Origin of the sequence: Paractinoplanes hotanensis, from assembly GCF_023717965.1 — a bacterium.
GTDB lineage: Bacteria > Actinomycetota > Actinomycetes > Mycobacteriales > Micromonosporaceae > Actinoplanes > Actinoplanes polyasparticus.
Genome location: NZ_JAMQOL010000094.1, coordinates 1 through 18,694 on the forward strand (window position 1 = coordinate 1; position 18,694 = coordinate 18,694).

The 18,694-nt window shown below is 68.3% G+C and carries 20 protein-coding genes and 2 pseudogenes; 15 read left to right on the forward strand and 7 right to left on the reverse strand.

Annotation, left to right across the window (positions count from 1 at the left end):
- Nucleotides 1–64 precede the first annotated feature (64 nt).
- Both LXN57_RS46910 and LXN57_RS46915 read right to left on the reverse strand, forming a co-directional pair.
- Nucleotides 65–487 (reverse strand): response regulator, encoded by a 423-nt coding sequence (locus LXN57_RS46910; RefSeq protein WP_251804817.1) that lies wholly within the window; start codon nucleotides 485–487, stop codon nucleotides 65–67.
- Nucleotides 484–849, reverse strand: coding sequence for a response regulator (locus LXN57_RS46915; RefSeq protein ID WP_251804818.1), 366 nt, complete (start codon nucleotides 847–849; stop codon nucleotides 484–486). Before LXN57_RS46915 ends, LXN57_RS46910 begins: the two co-directional genes overlap by 4 nt.
- A 194-nt stretch (nucleotides 850–1,043) precedes the next feature.
- On the opposite strand from LXN57_RS46915, the gene LXN57_RS46920 reads away from it, so the two are divergent.
- The 6 genes from LXN57_RS46920 to LXN57_RS48505 all read left to right on the forward strand — a co-directional run bounded on the left by LXN57_RS46920 (nucleotide 1,044) and on the right by LXN57_RS48505 (nucleotide 5,031).
- Nucleotides 1,044–1,877: an alpha/beta fold hydrolase gene (locus tag LXN57_RS46920; RefSeq protein WP_251804819.1), complete on the forward strand. Its 834-nt coding sequence runs from the start codon at nucleotides 1,044–1,046 to the stop codon at nucleotides 1,875–1,877.
- Between the two features lie 39 nt (nucleotides 1,878–1,916).
- Nucleotides 1,917–2,876 carry an alpha/beta hydrolase gene (locus LXN57_RS46925; protein ID WP_251804820.1) on the forward strand — a complete coding sequence of 320 codons (960 nt, stop codon included), beginning with the start codon at nucleotides 1,917–1,919 and terminating at the stop codon, nucleotides 2,874–2,876.
- A 12-nt stretch (nucleotides 2,877–2,888) separates the two neighbouring features.
- Nucleotides 2,889–3,797: an alpha/beta hydrolase gene (locus LXN57_RS46930; RefSeq protein ID WP_251804821.1), complete on the forward strand. Its 909-nt coding sequence runs from the start codon at nucleotides 2,889–2,891 to the stop codon at nucleotides 3,795–3,797.
- An 18-nt stretch (nucleotides 3,798–3,815) separates the two neighbouring features.
- A complete protein-coding gene (locus LXN57_RS46935) occupies nucleotides 3,816–4,184 on the forward strand; it encodes a cupin domain-containing protein (RefSeq protein ID WP_251804822.1) in 369 nt (122 codons plus the stop codon).
- Between the two features lie 258 nt (nucleotides 4,185–4,442).
- Nucleotides 4,443–4,763 (forward strand): SpoIIE family protein phosphatase, encoded by a 321-nt coding sequence (locus tag LXN57_RS48500; protein WP_369077314.1) that lies wholly within the window; start codon nucleotides 4,443–4,445, stop codon nucleotides 4,761–4,763.
- The gene (locus LXN57_RS48505) at nucleotides 4,741–5,031 is read left to right on the forward strand and encodes a SpoIIE family protein phosphatase (protein WP_369077313.1); all 291 of its coding nucleotides are present in this window, start codon (nucleotides 4,741–4,743) and stop codon (nucleotides 5,029–5,031) included. The genes LXN57_RS48500 and LXN57_RS48505 overlap by 23 nt, the downstream gene beginning before the upstream one ends.
- Here LXN57_RS48505 and LXN57_RS46940 read toward each other — a convergent pair.
- Both LXN57_RS46940 and LXN57_RS46945 read right to left on the reverse strand, forming a co-directional pair.
- On the reverse strand, nucleotides 4,970–5,269 hold the full coding sequence (locus tag LXN57_RS46940) for an NAD(P)-binding domain-containing protein (protein WP_251804823.1): 300 nt from the start codon (nucleotides 5,267–5,269) through the stop codon (nucleotides 4,970–4,972). The genes LXN57_RS48505 and LXN57_RS46940 overlap by 62 nt on opposite strands.
- Nucleotides 5,270–5,279: 10 nt before the next feature.
- Nucleotides 5,280–6,203, reverse strand: coding sequence for an SDR family NAD(P)-dependent oxidoreductase (locus tag LXN57_RS46945; protein ID WP_251804824.1), 924 nt, complete (start codon nucleotides 6,201–6,203; stop codon nucleotides 5,280–5,282).
- A gap of 158 nt (nucleotides 6,204–6,361) precedes the next feature.
- On the opposite strand from LXN57_RS46945, the gene LXN57_RS46950 reads away from it, so the two are divergent.
- From LXN57_RS46950 to LXN57_RS46980, 7 genes are all read left to right on the forward strand, one after another.
- The gene (locus tag LXN57_RS46950; RefSeq protein WP_251804825.1) at nucleotides 6,362–6,589 is read left to right on the forward strand and encodes a hypothetical protein; all 228 of its coding nucleotides are present in this window, start codon (nucleotides 6,362–6,364) and stop codon (nucleotides 6,587–6,589) included.
- A 71-nt stretch (nucleotides 6,590–6,660) separates the two neighbouring features.
- Nucleotides 6,661–7,380: an alpha/beta fold hydrolase gene (locus tag LXN57_RS46955; RefSeq protein ID WP_251804826.1), complete on the forward strand. Its 720-nt coding sequence runs from the start codon at nucleotides 6,661–6,663 to the stop codon at nucleotides 7,378–7,380.
- Nucleotides 7,381–7,661: 281 nt separating this feature from the next.
- A complete protein-coding gene (locus LXN57_RS46960) occupies nucleotides 7,662–8,399 on the forward strand; it encodes an alpha/beta fold hydrolase (RefSeq protein ID WP_251804827.1) in 738 nt (245 codons plus the stop codon).
- Between the two features lie 28 nt (nucleotides 8,400–8,427).
- The gene (locus tag LXN57_RS46965; RefSeq protein ID WP_251804828.1) at nucleotides 8,428–9,066 is read left to right on the forward strand and encodes a pyridoxamine 5'-phosphate oxidase family protein; all 639 of its coding nucleotides are present in this window, start codon (nucleotides 8,428–8,430) and stop codon (nucleotides 9,064–9,066) included.
- A gap of 26 nt (nucleotides 9,067–9,092) precedes the next feature.
- The gene (locus LXN57_RS46970; RefSeq protein ID WP_251804829.1) at nucleotides 9,093–10,070 is read left to right on the forward strand and encodes an SLAC1 family transporter; all 978 of its coding nucleotides are present in this window, start codon (nucleotides 9,093–9,095) and stop codon (nucleotides 10,068–10,070) included.
- 278 nt (nucleotides 10,071–10,348) lie between these two features.
- Nucleotides 10,349–10,921, forward strand: coding sequence for a hypothetical protein (locus tag LXN57_RS46975; RefSeq protein WP_251804830.1), 573 nt, complete (start codon nucleotides 10,349–10,351; stop codon nucleotides 10,919–10,921).
- Nucleotides 10,918–11,340, forward strand: a complete 423-nt coding sequence (locus LXN57_RS46980) for a hypothetical protein (RefSeq protein WP_251804831.1) — start codon at nucleotides 10,918–10,920, stop codon at nucleotides 11,338–11,340. The genes LXN57_RS46975 and LXN57_RS46980 overlap by 4 nt, the downstream gene beginning before the upstream one ends.
- 16 nt (nucleotides 11,341–11,356) lie before the next feature.
- Here LXN57_RS46980 and LXN57_RS48510 read toward each other — a convergent pair.
- Nucleotides 11,357–11,431: pseudogene (locus LXN57_RS48510) on the reverse strand (hypothetical protein); the annotation flags it as partial.
- A gap of 657 nt (nucleotides 11,432–12,088) precedes the next feature.
- On the opposite strand from LXN57_RS48510, the gene LXN57_RS46985 reads away from it, so the two are divergent.
- A complete protein-coding gene (locus LXN57_RS46985) occupies nucleotides 12,089–13,222 on the forward strand; it encodes a PP2C family protein-serine/threonine phosphatase (RefSeq protein WP_251804832.1) in 1,134 nt (377 codons plus the stop codon).
- Between the two features lie 211 nt (nucleotides 13,223–13,433).
- Here the strand turns inward: LXN57_RS46985 and LXN57_RS46990 are convergent, their stop codons facing one another.
- Entirely contained in the window at nucleotides 13,434–16,178 is a 2,745-nt protein-coding gene (locus tag LXN57_RS46990; RefSeq protein ID WP_251804833.1) for an ATP-binding protein, read from the reverse strand.
- A gap of 245 nt (nucleotides 16,179–16,423) precedes the next feature.
- Entirely contained in the window at nucleotides 16,424–18,175 is a 1,752-nt protein-coding gene (locus LXN57_RS46995; protein ID WP_251804834.1) for a GAF domain-containing sensor histidine kinase, read from the reverse strand.
- 206 nt (nucleotides 18,176–18,381) lie between these two features.
- Between LXN57_RS46995 and LXN57_RS47000 the strand changes: the two are divergent.
- Nucleotides 18,382–18,625, forward strand: a pseudogene (locus LXN57_RS47000) (IS110 family transposase); the annotation flags it as partial.
- Between the last annotated feature and the right edge of the window lie 69 nt (nucleotides 18,626–18,694).

The window sequence follows — 18,694 nt, forward strand, 5'->3', positions numbered from 1 at the left end:
AGGACCGCCCGAAACCACCGATTCACCCGTGTCATCCCGAATCGGCTGTCATTCCTTGCTGAGATCAGTTCAGTGCACTGCCGCCAGCTGCAACGCGCGTGACGGCATCGACGAATGCCGTGACGTCCCCCACCCGTTCCTTGAGTAGATATCCGATTCCCTCAGGATGCTCGCCGACCAGATCCATCACATACGCGGGCTCGCAGAACTGCGACAGCACCAGCACCCCGATCTGCGGCGCGCGGCGGCGCAGCTCCATCGCGGCCCGCAAGCCGTCCTCCTGGAATTGGGGCGGCATCTGCACGTCGGCGATGACGACATCGGGACGGTAGGCAAGTGCGCGTTTCAACAGGTCATCGGCGTCGCCGGACCGGGCGACGACTTCAAGTCCAGCGTCGGTGAGGATCCGGGCGACGCCCTCGCGAAGCAGTACGTCATCCTCTCCGATAACCACTCGCAGCGGCCGGCCAGTGTCAGTGGACGTCATCGGTCCGGCCCTTCGATGAGGCGTAGCAGGGTGGGGCTCAACAGCTCATCCTTCGGGACGAAGCCGACCGCTCCGGCTCGTTCGGCGGCAGCGACATTCGCCGGATCAGCGTCGGAGGAGAAGATCACCACGCGTATGGCCCACGGCTTGGCTGTGAGTTGCCGGGTAAGCGAGAAACCGTCGCCGTCGGGCAGCCCGACGTCGACCAACGCACGGTCGGGACGTTGGGCATCCGCGTATTCGAGGGCCTGCGCGACTGAACCGGCCTCGCCGATCGCCGCGTAGCCCCGGCTTCGCAGGATCCGCAAGACGAGCTCCCGGATGGACGCGTCGTCGTCGACGACCAGAATTGAGCCCTTCATCCGCTCATCGTCTCAACGCGGCACCCCCGGCGATGGTAGGGCTGACCGGAAATTTGTGTCTTGCGGGCCGACGGCCATCAGGCCAGCCCTACTTTTCTTCTGGTTGGCGCCCCCGGTCTTCGGGCTAACCGTTCTGGTCAGCATCTCGAGCTCTTGGAAGGGTCGGACCAGGCCAGAGGAACTGAGGAGCGCACATGTCCACCATCACGGTCGGTACCGAGAATACGACTTCGATCAATCTGTACTACGAGGACCACGGCACCGGACCGGCGGTCGTTCTGATCAGCGGCTGGCCGTTCGACAGCCGGTCCTGGGAACCTCAGATCCACCCGCTGCTGACCGCGGGCTACCGGGTGATCACCTACGATCGGCGCGGGTTCGGGCGATCCAGCCGGCCAGCCGGTGGCTACAACTTCGACACCCTGGCCGCAGACCTCGACAAGCTCCTTACCCTCCTTGATCTGCGCGAGGTCACCCTGGTCGGGCTCTCGCTGGGTACCGGGGAGGTCGCCCGCTACATCGGCGTCCACGGCACGCAGCGCTTGAGGTCCTGCGTGTTCATCGAAAGCCTCGCGCCCTCGTTCGTCAGGTCCGCGGAGAACCCGAACGGTGTCGATCAGGCTGGCGTTGACGGGGTCCAGCAGGCCATCCTGCACGACCGGCCGGCCTGGCTCACCGGCCTGATCGGCGCCATGTTGAACCTCGACGAACTGCTCGGCAAGCGCGTCAGCGAGGAAGCCGTCCGCAACCTGTGGAACGCCGGCGCCGACGCGTCGCCGGAGGCGACCTGGGCGTGCCCGGTGACCTGGCTGGACGATTTCCACGAGGACCTCAAGGGCATCGACATCCCGGCGCTGGTTCTGCACGGCACCGCCGACCGCATTCTGTCGATCGAGGGCCAGGGACGCCGCATGCACGCCGCGCTGCCGGACGCGCGTTACGTCGAGATCGAGGGCGGGCCGCATCTCATGTGCCTGAGCCACGCCGACGAAGTCAACCGTGAACTGCTCCGGTTCCTCGCCGAATAGCCCACCCGCCCGCACCAGCAAATTGCAAGGAGCGTAACGATGTCCGATCACCCCACCGTCGTCCTCGAGCCCGCCGCTCAGCGACTCGTCGAGGACACCGCCGACCCCCTCTTCCTCATCGACGCCGGACCGGCCGGCGCCCGCAAGATCCTCGAAGACCTGCAGGCCGCGCCCGTCGAGAAGCTTCCGATCACCGAGGAGTGGATCATCGTGCCGGCCGCTGCCGGGGACGTCCGGGTCCGCATCGTCAAGCCGGTCGACGCCGAGGCCGTCCTACCGGTCGTGCTCTACATGCACGGCGGCGGCTGGATTCTGGGCAACGCCGGCACCCACGACCGGCTGGTTCGTGAACTCGCCGTCGGCGCGCATGCGGCAGTCGTCTTCGTTGAGTACACCCCGTCCCCAGAAGCGCGCTACCCGGTGGCGATCGAGCAGGGGTACGCCGTCGCGCAGTGGGTGGGCAGGGAGGGCGCCACGCGCGGCCTGGACGCCAGCAGGATGGCTGTGGCCGGTGAGTCCGTGGGCGGCAACATGGCGGCGGCGCTGGCGCTGATGGCAAAGGAGCGCGGGGATGTCACCTTCGTGCAGCAGTCGCTGTACTACCCCGTCACCGACGCGGCGATGAACACCGAGTCGTACGAGCACTTTGCCGCCGGGTACTACCTGAGCCGCAAGTCGATGGAATGGTTCTGGGACGCGTACGCCCCCGACCGCTCCAAGCGCTCGGAGATCACCGCCTCACCGAACCATGCCTCGGCCGAGCAACTCCGGGGACTGCCTCCGACGCTGGTGTTCGTCGACGAGGCGGATGTGCTGCGCGACGAGGGTGAGGCGTACGCGGCCAAGCTGCGCAGCGCCGGCGTACCGGTGACGACCGTGCGCTACGACGGCACCGTCCACGATTTCATGCTTCTCAACTCGCTCACCGGCACGCGGGCAACCCGTGCCTCCGTCAACCAGGCCGCCGCCTTCCTGCGCGCGGCACTCGCGGCGAAGTGAGCGGGTGAGGTCATGTTCGACGGTTTCGTGCAGCACGGCTTGCGCACCGCACGCGGTCAGATCTTCGCCCAGGTCGCCGGGCAGGGGCCGCCTCTGCTCCTCCTGCACGGCTATCCGCAGACGCACGTTATGTGGCACACCGTCGCCGACCTGCTGACGGACCGCTTCACCGTCGTTGTGGCCGATCTGCCGGGGTACGGGGCGTCGTTCCGGCCGGTGCCGGCTGCGGATCACGTACCCCATTCCAAACGGGCTCTTGCCGATGATCTCGTGCAGGCCATGAGCATGCTGGGCCACGACCGGTTCGCGGTCGCGGGTCACGACCGGGGCGGGCGGGTGGCGTACCGGATGGCGCTGGACCACCCGGACCGGGTGGCGGCCGCCGCCGTGCTCGATGTCGTGCCTACCGGTGACGTGTGGGCCCGCGCCGACGCGCAGATGGCGCTGGGCTACTGGCACTGGGCCTTCCTGGCCCAGCCGGCGCCGCTGCCCGAGCGTCTCATCGCCGGCGACCCCGACGCCTTCTTCGACTTCCACGTCCGGGCCCTCGGCCTCGGGCGTGCCGCGGACAGGTATCCGGCCGACCTGATGGCCGGGTACCGTGCGCTGTTCGACGACGTCAGCACCGTGCAGGCCATCTGCGAGGACTATCGGGCCGGCGCCACCGTGGACCGCCATGACGACGACGCCGACCGGGGCGTTCGGAAGATCGTTTGCCCGCTCCTGGCCCTGTGGAGTGAGTGCGGAGCCTTGCCCCGCTTTTACGGCGATGTGCTCGACGTTTGGCGGCCGTGGGCGGACGACGTCACCGGCCAGGCGGTGCCGGCCAGCCATTTCCTCGTCGAGGATCAGCCCGGACCAACCGCGCATGCCTTGTCCGTGTTTCTCGAGCGCCGGCCGTCGGCGTTCCCGATCTCGTAACCTTCGGGAGGTTTCACCATGTCGTCCGACGCCGTCGAGCACGCTGAGCAGGCCGATGAGCTTGCCGCCAAGCTCAAGCGCACCGAGACCCTGCACCGGGGCTCGTCCATCCCCGGCCGCGACATCGTCCAGGTACGCACGGAGATCCCCGCCGGCGTGGAGTCCGGGTGGCACATCCATCCCGGTGAGGAGGTCGGTTATATCGTCGCCGGGACGGTACGGATGGAGATCCGCGACCAGCCGACGCTCATCCTGCATCCCGGAGACGGGTTCCTGATCCCGCGCCGGACTCCACACAACGCCACCGATCTCGGCCCCGACACCGGCCTGATGCTGTCGACCTATCTCGTCGAGAGCGGGCAACCGCTGGCCACATTCGTGCATTGACAAGCAGGCTTCTGGCCTTCCAACCGCTCCTTCGTCACGTCGTCGCGGAAACCGGAACCATCCGCTGGAGTTCCTCATGAGATCAGGACAGCTCACTTCCGAGAACGGGCACAGCGCCTCGATGCACGGATCGGAGTCGCCGAAATTCTGCAGGAGGCGATCCAGTCGCACCTGCCGACGCTGGAACAGTACGATCTGGCCGCCCTCTACCTGCCCGCGAACCGGCAGGAGAAAGTCGGCGGCGACTGGTACGACGCGATCACCGGACGGGCCGGTCGCCTCACCATGGTCATCGGTGACGTGGCCGGCCACGATATGACCGCCGCCGCCCGGATGGGTCAGCTGCGCAGCGTGCTCCGCGCCTACATCGTTGACCGCCACGAACCCCCGTCTGCCCTGCTACGCCGTATGGACGTGGCCAATTATTCCCTCGGTGAACCGGTGCTCGCGACCGCCGTCATCGCCGTCATCGACACCCCTCGCCGGCGGCGGATACCGCCTGCGTTGGTCCAACGCAGGCCATCCGCCGCCGTTGGTGATCCACCCGGACGGGACCGTGCAGTCGCTCACCGGCCATGACCTGTTGCTGGGAGTACGCCGATTCGCACCCCGGCACACGTGGACGATGCCGTTGGTTCCTGGATTCACGGTGCTTCTCCACACTGACGGGCTGGAGGAACGGTCAAGCGTGGCGGACGATGACAGTCCCGCTTGCCTGCATCGACGCCTGCGGACTGCCAGGCGCACCCGACTCCAGGACTTGCTCGAGGACGCGGTCGCAGACATCAGGGCAGACCGGGCTGACGACATCGCCATGCTTGCGGTCCGCCTGCCGGCCGCTGGATGAGCCCGATGCGGAGCTTTGCGGCAGGGTCGTCGTTGAGACACAGTCCCACTATGTCGCTGTTGGAGCCGAGCTCGGCGACGGTTCGATACGCCTGATACGGGATTCCGTCCAAGGCGTCGAGTGAGGTCTGCCGGGCCCAGACATGCAAAAGATAGCCGGCTTCGGCGATGGCCCGGGCCATCGGAGCGCCTTGGTCGCCGAGCCCTATCCAGCCGATGCGTGGAAGCGACGCGGTCATGGTGAGGTCCTCACTTTCCGTTGAGGCCGACGGCTGCGGCAGAGATCGCCCAGAGCCGTTCGGCGTTTTCCGGATCCAGGGAGTAGGGCGCCACGCTTCGGACGAGCTCTTCGACGTCGGCGGGCCGCTGGTCGGTGGGTACTGCTTCCTGGTTGTCGTTGAAGTAACGCCCACCGATGTCCTCCAGCTGTAGCGAGACGGCCAGCAGCACCGACGTCGAGGCGCCCTGCTCGGTGGTCTTCTGCAGTTCCACCGGGGTGGCGAGCTTGCCGCCGACGTGACGCTGCAACGGCGTCGCGATGGCACCGGGATTTGCCGTGTTCACCGTGATGCCGTCGTCGCGCCAGCGCGCGCTCGCCGCCACCGCGAAAAGGTTCACCGCCGTCTTCGACTGCGCATAGGCGAGCGTGGCGTCGTACGGACGGAATTTGAAGTTGATGTCGTCGAAGACGACTGGCGAGAACAAGTGAGCGGACGAGCTGAGACTGACCACCCGTGCCCCACCCGCTGCCGCGAGCGCGGAATGCAGCCGGGTCGTTAGGAAGAAGTGGCCGAGGTGGTTGGTCGCAAATTGAAACTCCCAGCCTTGCGGGTCGGGCGTCAGCGACGGCAGGGCCATCACACCGGCGTTGTTGATCAGTAGGTGCAGTGGGCCTTCCCAGTCCGCGGCGAACGCGGCGATCGACGCGTGGTCGGTCAGCTCAAGCTGCCGCACCTCGACACCATGGCCTATTTCCTCGGCCGCTTTGTGGCCGCGTTCGGTGTCGCGCACGGCGAGCGTGACTGAAGCACCGCGGCGAACCAGCGTACGAGCAGTCTCGACCCCGATACCGGAGGCTCCGCCGGTGACAACGGCCCGCTTGCCGGTCAAGTCAATGCCCTCGGACACCTCGTCGGCCGTCGACTTGGCCCCGTACGGCGTGGTGATACGCATATTTCGCTCCGAATGCATTCGTGCCCGCGCTCCGCAACGGCGCGCTATGGACAAGGCCCTGTCTGACGGCCGTCAGGGCCGCCTGCTGGCGGCAGGTAAGCCAGCAACTGATGGTGGTTCCCCTTCCAAGGCGACAGGCCGTCACAACTACTGACACTATGAGGCTCACCAAATCTGCGAGCGGGCACCATCAGGGCAACCGGATTCGTTTTCCGGTAAACCGGATGAACCGTCGACATGCGTCGACACGACGACGAGCCGGTCTCCAGGCCAGCCAGTTGTATGCCGTTTACCGGCTGGCGGATGAGCATCAGTTCTTTGTCGCCGACCGCCTTCCCATGGGCGGCCCGATCCGGTTTGCCGGAACAGGATTACGGCTGGCCTGATAGTTCCCGCCTGCGCACTTTTGCGAACCTCGAATTGCCCGTCGACGCGGCGGGCCGGAGAGGAGCAAGAAATGAAACCGACGGTGATTCTCGTACATGGCGCCTATGCCGAGTCGTCCAGTTGGAACGGTATCCTCGAACCGCTGACCGCCGCGGGACACCGGGTGATCGCCTTCGCGACCCCGCTCCGTGGCGTTGCCACGGATGCGACGCTGCTGAGCGAGCTGGTCGCCACGATCGAGGGGCCGGTTCTGCTGGCCGGGCACTCCTACGGCGGTGCGGTCATCACCAACGTCACCGCTGAACCAGGGCACGTCATCGGCGCCGTCTACATCGCCGGCTTCGCTCTCGAACCGGGTGAGAGCTGCGCCGACGCCTCAGCGCTGGCGCCCGGGTCGACCCTCGCCGAGACCCTGGTCCCGGTGCCGTCGGCCGCCGGCGGCGCGGACACCTACATCGCACCGGAGCGGTACCACCACCAGTTCGCCGCGGACCTGACCACGCAGCAGGCGGATGTCATGGCCATCACCCAGCGTCCGGTCACCGACCGCGCCCTGAACGAGCCGTCGGGCGGCCAGCCGCTGTGGCAGTCGGTGCCCAGCTGGTTCCTGTTCGGCGAACTCGACCACAACATCCCCGTCGGCGCCCACCGGATCATGGCCGCCCGGGCGAAGGCCCGCGGCACCGTCGAGATCGCCGGCGCCTCGCACGTGGTCGGTATCTCGCACCCGGCCGAGACCGCTCGCCTCATCCTCGAGGCCGCCGGGGCCAACGAGCCTGCTGCCTCCTGACTCCGTATCGAAAGCACCACCAACGAAGGGCAGAACACCGCCATGAACCAGCAGAGCGATCCAGATGAGAACAACCCGGCCGTCCGGCGCGGAGCCTCCCGCCGCGCAGTGCTGAGCGCCGGAGCGGGGGCCGCCCTGACGGCGGCGGCCGTGGCCGGGCGAGGGCGTCACCGGCGCAGGCCGCCCCGGGCATCTCGGGCAGTCCCAGCGGCACCCGCATCCCGGTTGCCCCGGGAGCCGAGGTCAACGTCTCCGACCTGAACGGCGGCAGCCGCGGCACGGTGGTGTTCGTTCCGGGCTGGCCGCTGGCGTCCACGACCTTCGAGTACAACTACCTGTTCCTCGCCGACCACGGATACCGGGCGATCGGCCTGGACCTGCGCGGCTTCGGGCTGTCCGACGCCCCGTACGGCCCGTACACCTACGACGTCTGGGCGCGGGACATCCTGAAGGTTCTCGAGGCGTTGTCGCTGCGGGACGTCACGCTGGTCGGGCATTCGATGGGCGGCGCGGTCGCGCTGCGCCATGCAGCGCGTTTCGGCAGCCGGGTGGGCAAGCTGGTGCTGGCCGAAGCCTCGGCCCCCCGCTTCGTGTACGGCCCGCAGTCCGCCGACCTCGCCGCCGGGATCGCCGGCCTCATCTCCGGCTACGCCACCGACCGGACGGCCACGATCCGGGGCCTGACAGCAAACTTCTTCGCCACCCACACCGACATCACCACGGACCCCTTCCTGCAGTTCTTCGAGCGGCAATGCCTCGACCAGGCCTCGCTGCAGGCCAGCCGGGCCGGTCTGATCGCGTTGCGCGACGAAGACCTGATCCCGGACATGGCCCGGGTGAAGGTACCGACCCGGGTGTTCCACGCCATCAACGACAAGATCGTGCCCCTGGACCACGGACAAGCCCTGGCGTCGGGCATCCGCGACGCACGGCTGGTCACCTTCGACACCGCCGGACACGCCGTCTACGTGGACGAGCGGGACAAGTTCAACGCGGAACTGCTCAAGTTCATCCGCTGACCGACCGGCCGAGACAGCGAGGTCCATCGTGAGCGCGCACTACGCCGACATCGCCTTCACCGACCGGGTCGGCGACGTCCAGCAGCGGTACGGGAGCCAGAAGTTCTACGCCCGCCGCCGCCACCGCGGAACAGGTCCGGACCGGATCACCCCCGAGGTACGCGCATTCCTCGGCGCCCGGGACAGCTTCTACCTCGCAACGGTCAGCGAGTCCGGGTGGCCCTACGTGCAGTTCCGCGGCGGGCCACCCGGGTTCCTCAAGGTCCGCGACGACACCACGATCGGCTGGGCCGACTTCCAGGGCAACCTGCAGTACATCAGCACCGGCAACGTCGCCGGCGACAACCGGGTGGCGCTGATCGTTATGGACTACCCGCACCGGCGCCGGCTGAAAATCTACGGCCGCGCCCGGGTCGTCTTTCCCGACGACGATGCGGCCCTGATCGCGGACCTGGGCGTGCCGGACTATGACGCCGTCGTGGAGCGCGGTGTCCTCGTCGAGGTCGAAGCCTTCGACTGGAACTGCCAGCAGCACATCACGCCCCGCTACAGCGTCGCCGACCTCGAACCGCACCTCGACACGCTGCGCAACCGCATCGCCGACCTCGAGGCGGAGAACACCGCCCTGCGGGACAACTGCCGCCCTTCTGAAGGCGGGACACGGTGAGGCCGGCCAGCAGGCCCGCATACCGGGTGACCCCGAACGTGTTCGGCACGTCCTTCGGCGTCTGCGGTCTCGCCCAGGCTTGGTCGACGGCACACGCCGTCTCCGGGGTACCGCGATGGCCCGCCGACACCCTGTGGATCGCTGCGGCGGGCATCTGGCTGGCCACCCTGATCTGGTACGCCACCAACGTCCTGCGCGCCGGACGGCTGCGGGCGGACGTGAACGACCCCGTCTTCGCGCCGTTCACCGCCCTCATCGTGATCGTGCCGATGCTCCTGGGCATCGCCTTAGGCGGCCACGCCAGGGCCGCCGGTGAGATCGTTTTCCTGACCGCCCTGGTGCTGACCGTGGCGGCCGGCAGCTGGTTCTCCGGCCAATGGATCATCGCCGACCTCCAGCTCGCGCAATGGCACCCCGGGTACCTGCTGCCGACGGTCGCCGGTGGCCTGATCGCCGCCGGAGGCAGCGCGGCGTTCGGCTACGACACCCTGGCCATGGTGATGTTCGGCTACGGCGCCATCTCCTGGCTCGTCCTGGGTTCAATCATCCTGGTACGCCTGTTCACCGCGCCCGCATTGCCAATGGCACTGCGTCCGACGATCGCGATCGAGATGGCACCCCCGGTGGTGGCAGGCAACGCATGGTTCCTGCTCAACGGCGGGCACATCGACGCGGTCGCCGCCGGGCTGGCTGGCTACGCCGCTCTGATGGCCCTGATCCAGCTGCGGCTGATCCCGGTCTACCGGCAGGTTCCCTTCGGCCCCGGCTGGTGGGCCTACTCGTTCTCGTACGCGGCGGCCTTCACCCTGGCGGTCAACTGGCTGGGCGCCGAGCAGACCCCGGGCCGAACCGCATGGATCACCGTCCTGCTCGCCGTGCTCACCCTCGCAGTCACGGCACTGGGCATCCGCACCGTCCAACACCTCGCCAACGCCTCCTACCTGCCCCACGCGAACAGCACCTCGCCTCCGTCGACAGTCGGCGACCTGGCGAAGAGCCCCTGACCAGCACGGGATCGGCACACGCTGAACGGCGGAACCCGCCTCGTCCGGCCGGGCATGAGCATGAGCATGGACATCAAACCCTGGGAGCCAGTGTGAGCCGAGAACGAGGGCCGCAGAGGGTACGTCCCGGCAGCCATGCGATCTGGATGACGACGGCGCTCGTTGTCGGTGCTGGGGCGCTGGTGCTGGCGGCGTTGTCCGTCGCTACCTCGACATTCGGTCCACTCGGGTCGGGCTGTCGACTACGGCCGGGCGACTACACCCAGGTATGTCTGTAGTTGACGTGGATCATCGGCGACACCACCGAGGCCGGGTTCCAGAAGGACGCGCTGGCCGGTGTGCTCATGATGGCGGGCGCCGCGATGGCTCACTGGGGTGCCGGCCGGGGAAGAAGGTGGGCGGGCTTCGCCCTCAGCACAGGAGGCGGACTCCTCCCGTGGATGGTGGGCAGTGCCCTGCTCGGCCTGCTCATCAGCAACGTGGCGTGGGGTTGGACCATCGCCGTGTCCGGAATGTGGCAGCCGACCTTTGTGCCGTTCGTGTCGGTGCCGTGCGTTCTTGTTCTTCTCTACGGACGCGGGTGGGCGGTGGCCCTGACCGGTGCGGTCCTCGGCGCCGGTCTGACCACGCCGATCGCTCTGCCGATGGTGAATCTCGTCTGCCGGCCGACCGGCCTTCCCAACGTTGTGGGAACGACCACCGGCATGGCCGTGAGCACGTTGATCGCCTTACCTCTCTGCCGCTCGCTGCCATGGATGCTTCGACCTGCGATTGATGCCCCGGAAGTGGCTGGTCTCATCCGGCCGGACGCGCCGGCGTTGCTCCTGTCCAGCAGGGACCACTCTGGATGATCCGCCGCACCGTCGCGGATCTCACCGAAGCGCAGTTCTACGGCAACGAATGGGCCGGTGCGGGCTTGTTAGTCGGCACTGTCCTGAGCTACGGACTTAACCCCAGCCTCCCCGCGTACGGCTCGGGACTGGTTCCGCAACTTCTGATTGCCCAGGTGTCGACGGCCGTGCTCGGGGTGGCGCTGTGGCGGCGTCAGTGGGCGCAGCACGGCTGGTACCCGACCTTCGTCCCCGTGGTGTCCATCGCTCCGGCCGTGGTGCCGGCCTACGGAGGCACCGTACCGGCGGTGCTGGCGGGTGCGGTTCTCGGCGCCGTCACCGGTCCGCCCCTCGCGGCGTCCATCGCGAAAGGGCTGCCTGTCCACATACCGCCGTTGGTCGCGAACACGATGTGGCGATGCGGTGCCGGGCCGCGGTGACGGCCTCGTCCACGGACTTGTTCGAGCAGATGCCCTCCAACAGCCGCGGACCGAACACCCCGGCGGTCCGATCGGTCACCGGTTCGTTCATCGCGACCACTGCCGGGATGCCGCGCCCTCCAGCAAGCGCCTATCCATGGCTCTTGGCTGCCCTTCGTAAAGGACAGGTAGTGTCGTCGCGCGTGCTCCTGGACAGGGAGGATCGGCGCCCACTGCAGGGACACCTCGTCGGGCACGTCGAACATCGCGGCGTCGACCCCGTCATGTGGGCATCCGGCCACAGACCGAGCCGACGAGGGGTGTTTCGACGATGCTAACGGGGCGCCGCAGCGAGCGGGAAGCTCTGGACCAGGTGGTCGACGAGGTCCAGGGCGGGCAGGGACGTGCCTTGGACCTGCGAGGCGAGCCCGGGGTCGGCAAGACAGCAGGCCGGCGAACGGCGTCCCGACCGTACGCGCAGTCTTGAGCAAACCGGAACTAACAAGGCGATGCTGAAGGCGAAGGCCACTCTCCAGGCGCTGTGCTCGGGCCACCTCTATCGGGCCAACCCTCCATTTCTTCCGGCGAGCACCCCCGATTCTCGGGCCGACCGTCCTGGTCAGCGCCCTCACCCTCTGCGAGGTTCAGAGCTGCGGCTGCATCTCAGGCCACCATGGTCGTCAGGTATGAGGCGACCTGAACCCGAGCCATCGCCAGGAGCTTCCTCATGACATCAGTACAACTCGCTCCCGAGATAACACCGACAGACATGGCACGTAACCTGCTTCTCCTGCGCGCCAGTGAGACGTTATCGGCAACGGTCAGCGTGGCGGACGTGGTGGACGCGGTCCTTCACTTGCGGGGCCTCGCGCTTGGCGCGAGCCACCTGCGGGTCGTCGCCGCCAGCGGCCGATCAGACCCGCTGACCGAGCGAACCATCCGCGAAGGACGGACGTTCTACTTCACCGACGGTGCTGAACTCGCCGGCGCGTTTCCGAGTGAGGCGAAGCCAGACTCGCAGGCTGCGGCATGCGTGCCGCTGGTCGGAACAGCCGGCATTGTCGGGGTCCTGCGCCTGTTCTGGGACACGCCGCGCACGTTCTACGTCGCCGAACGAGCGGTGATCGCGACGCTGGCGACCTATATCGCGCAGGCATTGGAGCGGGCGCATCGGCTCGACGCGCGGATCGGAGTCGCCAACACTCTGCAGGAGGCGATCCTGTCTCGCTTACCAGCAGTGGAACGGTATGAACTCGCTGCACACTATCTGCCCGCGGACCGGCAGGAGAAGGTCGGTGGCGACTGGTATGACGCGGTCGCAGGGCGCGACGGCCAACTCACCATCGCTATCGGCGACGTGGTCGGCCACGACATAGCCGCAGCAGCCCGGATGGGCCAACTGCGCAGCATGCTGCGCGCGTACATCGTCGACCGCCACGAACCCCCGTCAGCTCTGCTGCGCCGGCTGGACGTGGCTAACCACTCCCTCGGCGAACCGACCATCGCGACCGCCGTCGTCGCCGTCATCGACACCTTCGCCAGCGGCAGGTACCGCCTGCGCTGGTCCAACGCCGGTCACCCACCACCGCTGGTGATCCACCCGGACGGGACCATGCAGTCGCTCACCGGCAACGACCTGTTGCTGGGCGCGCGCCGCTTTGCCCCGCGGCACACGTGGACGGTGCCGTTAGCGAGTGGATCAACGGTTCTTCTCCATACGGACGGGCTGGTGGAACGCTCGGGCGGTGCGGTCGATGACGATACCGACCATCTGCACCGACGCCTGCGGACAGCCCGGCGTACCCGGCTGCAGGACCTACTCGAAGATGCGGTCGCAGACATCGGGGCTGACCGTACTGACGACATCGCCATGCTTGCTGTGCGTTTACCGGCCGACGGATGAACTGTTCACACATTGAGAACCGCGTTCCGGTCCGATAGCCGCCATATGCCCGTCGGGCGGCGGACTGCGCCGCCTACTAAATCATCCAGGTCCACCCTGACCGTGACTGGCTGGCCCGTAAGCAGGTTCCGGACCAGACCGTCGAGGTCTCGGTACCGTTCACCACGGTCGGCGACTCGGCATGATCGTCACGGTAGGCAGCAGGAGCGGGTCATCTCACCGCTGGGGGTAGCGCGGTGCGCAGCTCGCGGCGGGAACTGATGCCCAGCTTGCTGAACACCTTGCGCAGGTGGTACTGGACCGTGCGCGCGGACAGGAACAACCGCCCGGCGATCTCCTGATTGGTGTGCCCGTCACGGGCCAGCCGCGCGATGAGCGCTTCCTGCGCGGTCAGCGTGGTGATCATTTCGACGCTGCGCTTACGCGTGGTCTCGCCCGTCGCGCCGAGCTCTTGGCGCGCCCGTTCGGCGAACCCTTCCGCCCCCATCGTGGTCAGCATCTCGTAGGCCGTGTGCAGCTGACCGCGAGCGTCGGAGCGGCGGTTCTGGCGCCGCAACCATTCCCCGTAGAGCAGATGCGCGCGGGCGAGCTGGGCGCCGAACCCGGCGCGACCCAGGCACTCGATCGACTCCCGGTAGCCGCCCTCGGCGACCTCACCCTCGCTGAGCAGGGCACGGCCACGAGCCTCCATTCCCGCGGCCCAGTCGGTCGGAGCCGCGCTCGCGCGCTCGGACAACCACTCCAGCGCAACACCGGCCAGTGCCACGTCCCCGGTCCGGGAAGCCGCCTCGAGCAGTTCCGGCACGACCAAGGGCCCCACGGCGATAACGTCGAGCTCGAAGCCCTGCCGGGCGCGCTCGACGGCGACCTGGTACCGGCCCAGCCCGTTGTTCAGGACCGCGGCGGCCAGCATCGCGTACGACGTAGGCACCTCGACGTCACGGGCGCTTGCCACATCTGTCATGGCCCGGATCAGCTCACCCGCTCGTGTCTGGTCACCACGCCAGCCGGCCAGGAACAGCCGGATCACCCCGCCGGTCAGTCGGCCGGTCATCTCGAGGATCAGTTCGTTTTCCGCGAGAAGCCGCGCGGCCATGTCCAGCTCACCCTGGTGAATGTGGAACAGTGCCCGATGGTGCAGGCCGAATTCCAGCGGTACGAGGGCACCGGCGTCCCGGGCGACCTGCACGTTCCGGGCGGTCAGAACCTGCCACGAGTGCATGTCGGACAGTTCCATGGCCAGGAGGCAACCGGCCGGGCGGGCTCCAGACCACAGCAACCGGCGGGCGTGCTCAGAACCGACGTCCATGGCGAGGAAGCGGCCGAGTGCCCGGGTCAGGGCCGGTGCGGCGACGGTGAAGCCGTCGGTGAACCGCAGCGCCAGCGCATCGAGCAGGTCATCCACGGGACGGGAAGGCTCATGGGCTGGCGGCGCGGCCAGGGCGGCCAGGGCGGCGTCCCGCCTGAGACCGTGCCGGTCGCCGGTCCACATCGCGATCTCCCAGAGGGCCTCCAGGTAGGTCTCGCGCGCCAGGTCGACACTGAGCGGCTCGAACATCCGCGCCGCGCCGAGCAGCACCTGCCCGGCGTTCCGGTTCTGACCCTGGGCGGCGGCGATCTGCCCGAGCAGGCGCTCGACGTCGGCGATCCCCAGTGCGTCCAGCGGCCCGGCCCGCGCCGCATCCAGCAGCTGCGCGGCCGACGCAAACGCCCCGGCTTCGTGCTTGGCCCTGGCGGCGGTGAGCAGCCGACCCGCCCGGCGAGCCGGGTCCGGCGTCAGCAATGCCGCCCGCTCACGGAACGCGGCCGCCGCCGCCAACCCGCCACGGGCCTGCGCCCGGCCCGCAGACGAGTCCAGCTCGACCGCGATCTGCTCATCCAGCCCGACCGCGGCCCGAGCCCGGTGCCAAGCCCGCCGATCCGGGTCCACGACCGGGTCGGTCGCTTCGGCCAGCGCCGCATGCACGGCCCGCTGTTCGGGCTGCGGGGCCGACCGATAGACCGCTGAGCGCAGAAGTGGATGCCGAAACCGCACGTGGGTACCGAACTCCGCCAGCCCCGCTTCGACAGCCGGTTCCCCGGCGTCCTTCGGCAGACCGAGCAGGTCGGCTGCCCGCCAGACCAGCGACGGGTCGCCCGATGGGTCAGCCGCCGCGAGCAGCATCAACCGCCGGGTCACAGCAGGCATGGCATGCATCTGGCGAAGGAAGCTGTCCTCGATCCGGCCGGCCAGCGGCATCGCACCAGGCAACCCGAACCCGCCCGCGAGCTCATCCGCGGACAGCCCGCGCGGCAGCTCCAGCAGAGCCAGCGGGTTACCCCGCGCCTCGGCCACCAGCAGATCCCGGACCCGCCCGTCCAGCGGTGCGGGCAACACCGAGTCCAGCAACGCCCGGGCCTCATCGTCGGGCAGGCCTCCGACCTGCAGCTCGGGCAGGCCGGCGAGCTCGGCACCGGGCTCACGGGCCCCGAAGACCAGCCCGACCGGATCGGCCAACAGGCGCCGCGCGACGAATCCGAGCACGTGCGCGGAGCCCTCGTCCAGCCACTGCTGGTCGTCGACCACACAGACCACCGGGCGGTCGCCTCCTGCCGCCGACAACAGGCTGAGCACCGCCAGTCCGACTAAGAATCGATCCGGTGGGGGACCCGCGGTAAGGCCGAAGGCGGTGCGCAGTGCGTCGCGTTGCGGCACTGACAGCCGCTCGGCGTGATGCAGCAGCGGTGCGCACAGTTGATGCAACCCGGCGAACGCCAGCTCCATCTCCGACTGCACGCCCGTCACGCGCACCAACCGGCACTCCACCCGAGACGTCCGGTCCGCCAAATGGTCCAGCAACGCCGTCTTACCGACCCCGGGCTCGCCGCGCACCACCAGGGCACGGCCCTGCCCGCCCCGGACCGCCTCGACCACCCGGTCCAGCATGTCCCGTTCGACCTGCCGGCCCGTCAGCATCCTTGAACGCCCCCCGCTGGCCCGGCTGAACCTGGAAGTTCACGTCCCTCCGCGATCCGGAGGAACACGCTGGCCAAAGGCTATCCTGCCGTGGGAGGCCGACCAAGACCGGCCGCGACCCGGCTCTGTCGGGTTGACTGGTTACGTGCAAGGGTGTGAACGGCGGTGCCTCGCCGCCGAGGCGCGGCGGGCGGCGCTTACCACTCATTGACAGCCTCGGGTGTCCGTGCGGCTGCAGCCAGACGTTAAGCGAGGCGTCTCGACACGGGCTGGCCCGGCGGAGGAACGTGCGGTTCACCGACCGATAGGGTTGCTCGGATCGTCGTACCCTGCCCAGGCGGGCTCCTAACCTGGAGCTGACCACTGCGCGCCTCGACCCGGTCGAACAACCCGGTCAGACCGGAGCCGTCTCCCACGCGAGCACCACCTATGCCGTCGTCTCCCACCTCGATGTGTAATGCACCGGCGTGCAGGTTGGCGCGAACCCAGGCGCGACCTGCATTGGCGTGCTTGACGACGTTGGTAAGCGCCTCGGCGATGATGAAATACGCAGTGGTCTCGACCTCCACGGCCATCCGCGGCACTTCGACATCGGCATCCACAAGCAGCGGCTGGTCGGCCAGCAGCGACTCCACTCCGCCGCGTAAGCCGCTGCGCGTCAACGCCGCCGGGAGGATCCCGCTGACAACCTCCCGCAGCTCGTCAGCGGCCCGCTGGGCGTGCAGGAGCGCTTCCTCGATACGGTCGATGCTGGTCGGCACGTCGCCTTGGGTAAGAGACTGCCGAGCCAGCTTCAACGCGATGACGGTGTGGACGAGGCGTTGCTGCGCGCCGTCGTGGACATCGCGCTGGAGCCGCCGCCGTGTCTCGTCAGCCGTCGACAGGACTCGTGCGCGTGAAGCAATGAGCTGGGCGCGGCTCGTCGCGTTGCTCACCGCGGTGCCGATCAGGTTGGCGAACCGCTGAAGGCGGTCCTCGATACCGGGCACGAGCGGCCCGTCGGCCGACGTGGTAGCAAGCATCCCCCATACGCAGCTCTCCACCACGATCGGTGCCGCAACTCCGGCGGTCAGACCGTGGCGGCAGGCGAAGGCAGCGTTGGGTTCCACGTTGAAGTCGTCCACACGCACTGCGCGCGCCGTCCGCCGCACACGGTCCGGCATCGTGCCGGACGAGTACTCGATCCGGATTCCCGGTGGCGTGGGCCCATCGCTTGGGCTGATCACCATCATTGCCGCATCCTGTTCGAAGCGGACCAGGATCATCGGCTGACCGTCCAGAAGACGCTGCGCCTCGGCGGCGACGGCCTCGAAAACGGCATCGGATGGTCCACCACGGGCGACCAGTTCCGCGACGCGCAGCAGTGCCGCCTGTTCGTCGGCGAGCGCCTGAACGTCGGCGCGTGCCTGAGAGCTGGCGACCGCGGTGCCGGCCAGCCCCGCGAAACGCGCCAGTTTCTCCTCGATCTGTGGCGGCAGAGCACCACGCCCGGCCGCGACCAGAACGCCCCACAACCGGTCCTCGGCCAGGATCGGCGCCGCGGCGCTGGACAAGAATCCGTGGCCGGACGCCAACTGTGCCCACGCCCCCGACATGTCCGCCAGTTGGTCCGCGCGGGCCGGTCGCCCAGTGCGCCAGACGCGCTGAGTGGCGCCGTCGCCCTTGGCTGGGGCACGCATGCCCACCGCGACACCCTCCGGCGGATCGTGCACCGCGACGACCTCCGTCGCCCCGTCAGGCTCGAAACGCAGCAGCGTCGTGAACCCCACCCCGACAAGACCCGCCGCCTCGGTGACGACCGCCTCGAGCACCTCACCGGGTGGGACGTCGCGCGCCACGAGCCCAGCCACCCGCCGCAGCGCTGCCTGCTCGGCGACGAGCCCAGCGGCAAGTCGTTCGATCTCCTCCCGGCTCTGGGCGGTGACGATCGCAGTGTCCGGCAAATCAGTGAACGCTGCCGGAATGGAGTTCTCCCGGCCGGCGGTGACGATGCCCATGGTGCCTCCGCGGAAGATTGGCTCGTGTCTTTGACCATCCTTTCCTCGACCGGCTGGCATCGAGTCCGCCAAAGTGCACAGTCGCGCCAGCCGGTGATGGCAGTTGATGGCGGTACAGGCAACGGCATGGTCTCAGCCGCGGACGAGTTCCCTTGACCGGGCCACAAGTACGAGGGTCACACGCAGGGGTGACATGCGGTGTTGTTCCGAAAGTGCAGCATGCCGCCGTCCTGGAGCTGTTGTCGCGGTGTGGCGGCCCGGCTGGGCTGCGCAAGGCCGGCCGGTCGAAACTCGCCGAGATCACCAAGCCTCGGGCGCCCCGGATGGGTGTCCGCCTGGTCGAGCAGATCTTCACCGCTGGACGCTCAAACCGTGGTCGTTCCCGGCACGACGGCGGCTGAGACCATCCTGCCGAAGCGGGCGGACAGCTTGCGTGAACTGCTTACTGAGCTTCTGGAGTTGAGGTCACTCTCGTGTCCACATCGCCGTTTCGAGTGATTCCTGCTGATTCAGGTCTCA

Bases quoted from the DNA above. Each gene is read 5' to 3' on its own strand.
- LXN57_RS46995 (WP_251804834.1), bottom strand. From the start codon at position 18,175: ATGGGCATCGTCACCGCCGGCCGGGAGAACTCCATTCCGGCAGCGTTC.
- LXN57_RS46940 (WP_251804823.1), bottom strand. From the start codon at position 5,269: ATGACCGCGTCGCTTCCACGCATCGGCTGGATAGGGCTCGGCGACCAA.
- LXN57_RS46930 (WP_251804821.1), top strand. From the start codon at position 2,889: ATGTTCGACGGTTTCGTGCAGCACGGCTTGCGCACCGCACGCGGTCAG.
- LXN57_RS46955 (WP_251804826.1), top strand. From the start codon at position 6,661: ATGAAACCGACGGTGATTCTCGTACATGGCGCCTATGCCGAGTCGTCC.
- LXN57_RS46985 (WP_251804832.1), top strand. From the start codon at position 12,089: ATGGCACGTAACCTGCTTCTCCTGCGCGCCAGTGAGACGTTATCGGCA.
- LXN57_RS46915 (WP_251804818.1), bottom strand. From the start codon at position 849: ATGAAGGGCTCAATTCTGGTCGTCGACGACGACGCGTCCATCCGGGAG.
- LXN57_RS46910 (WP_251804817.1), bottom strand. From the start codon at position 487: ATGACGTCCACTGACACTGGCCGGCCGCTGCGAGTGGTTATCGGAGAG.
- LXN57_RS46980 (WP_251804831.1), top strand. From the start codon at position 10,918: ATGATCCGCCGCACCGTCGCGGATCTCACCGAAGCGCAGTTCTACGGC.
- LXN57_RS46935 (WP_251804822.1), top strand. From the start codon at position 3,816: ATGTCGTCCGACGCCGTCGAGCACGCTGAGCAGGCCGATGAGCTTGCC.
- LXN57_RS46920 (WP_251804819.1), top strand. From the start codon at position 1,044: ATGTCCACCATCACGGTCGGTACCGAGAATACGACTTCGATCAATCTG.
- LXN57_RS46925 (WP_251804820.1), top strand. From the start codon at position 1,917: ATGTCCGATCACCCCACCGTCGTCCTCGAGCCCGCCGCTCAGCGACTC.
- LXN57_RS46945 (WP_251804824.1), bottom strand. From the start codon at position 6,203: ATGCGTATCACCACGCCGTACGGGGCCAAGTCGACGGCCGACGAGGTG.
- LXN57_RS46990 (WP_251804833.1), bottom strand. From the start codon at position 16,178: ATGCTGACGGGCCGGCAGGTCGAACGGGACATGCTGGACCGGGTGGTC.
- LXN57_RS46950 (WP_251804825.1), top strand. From the start codon at position 6,362: ATGAGGCTCACCAAATCTGCGAGCGGGCACCATCAGGGCAACCGGATT.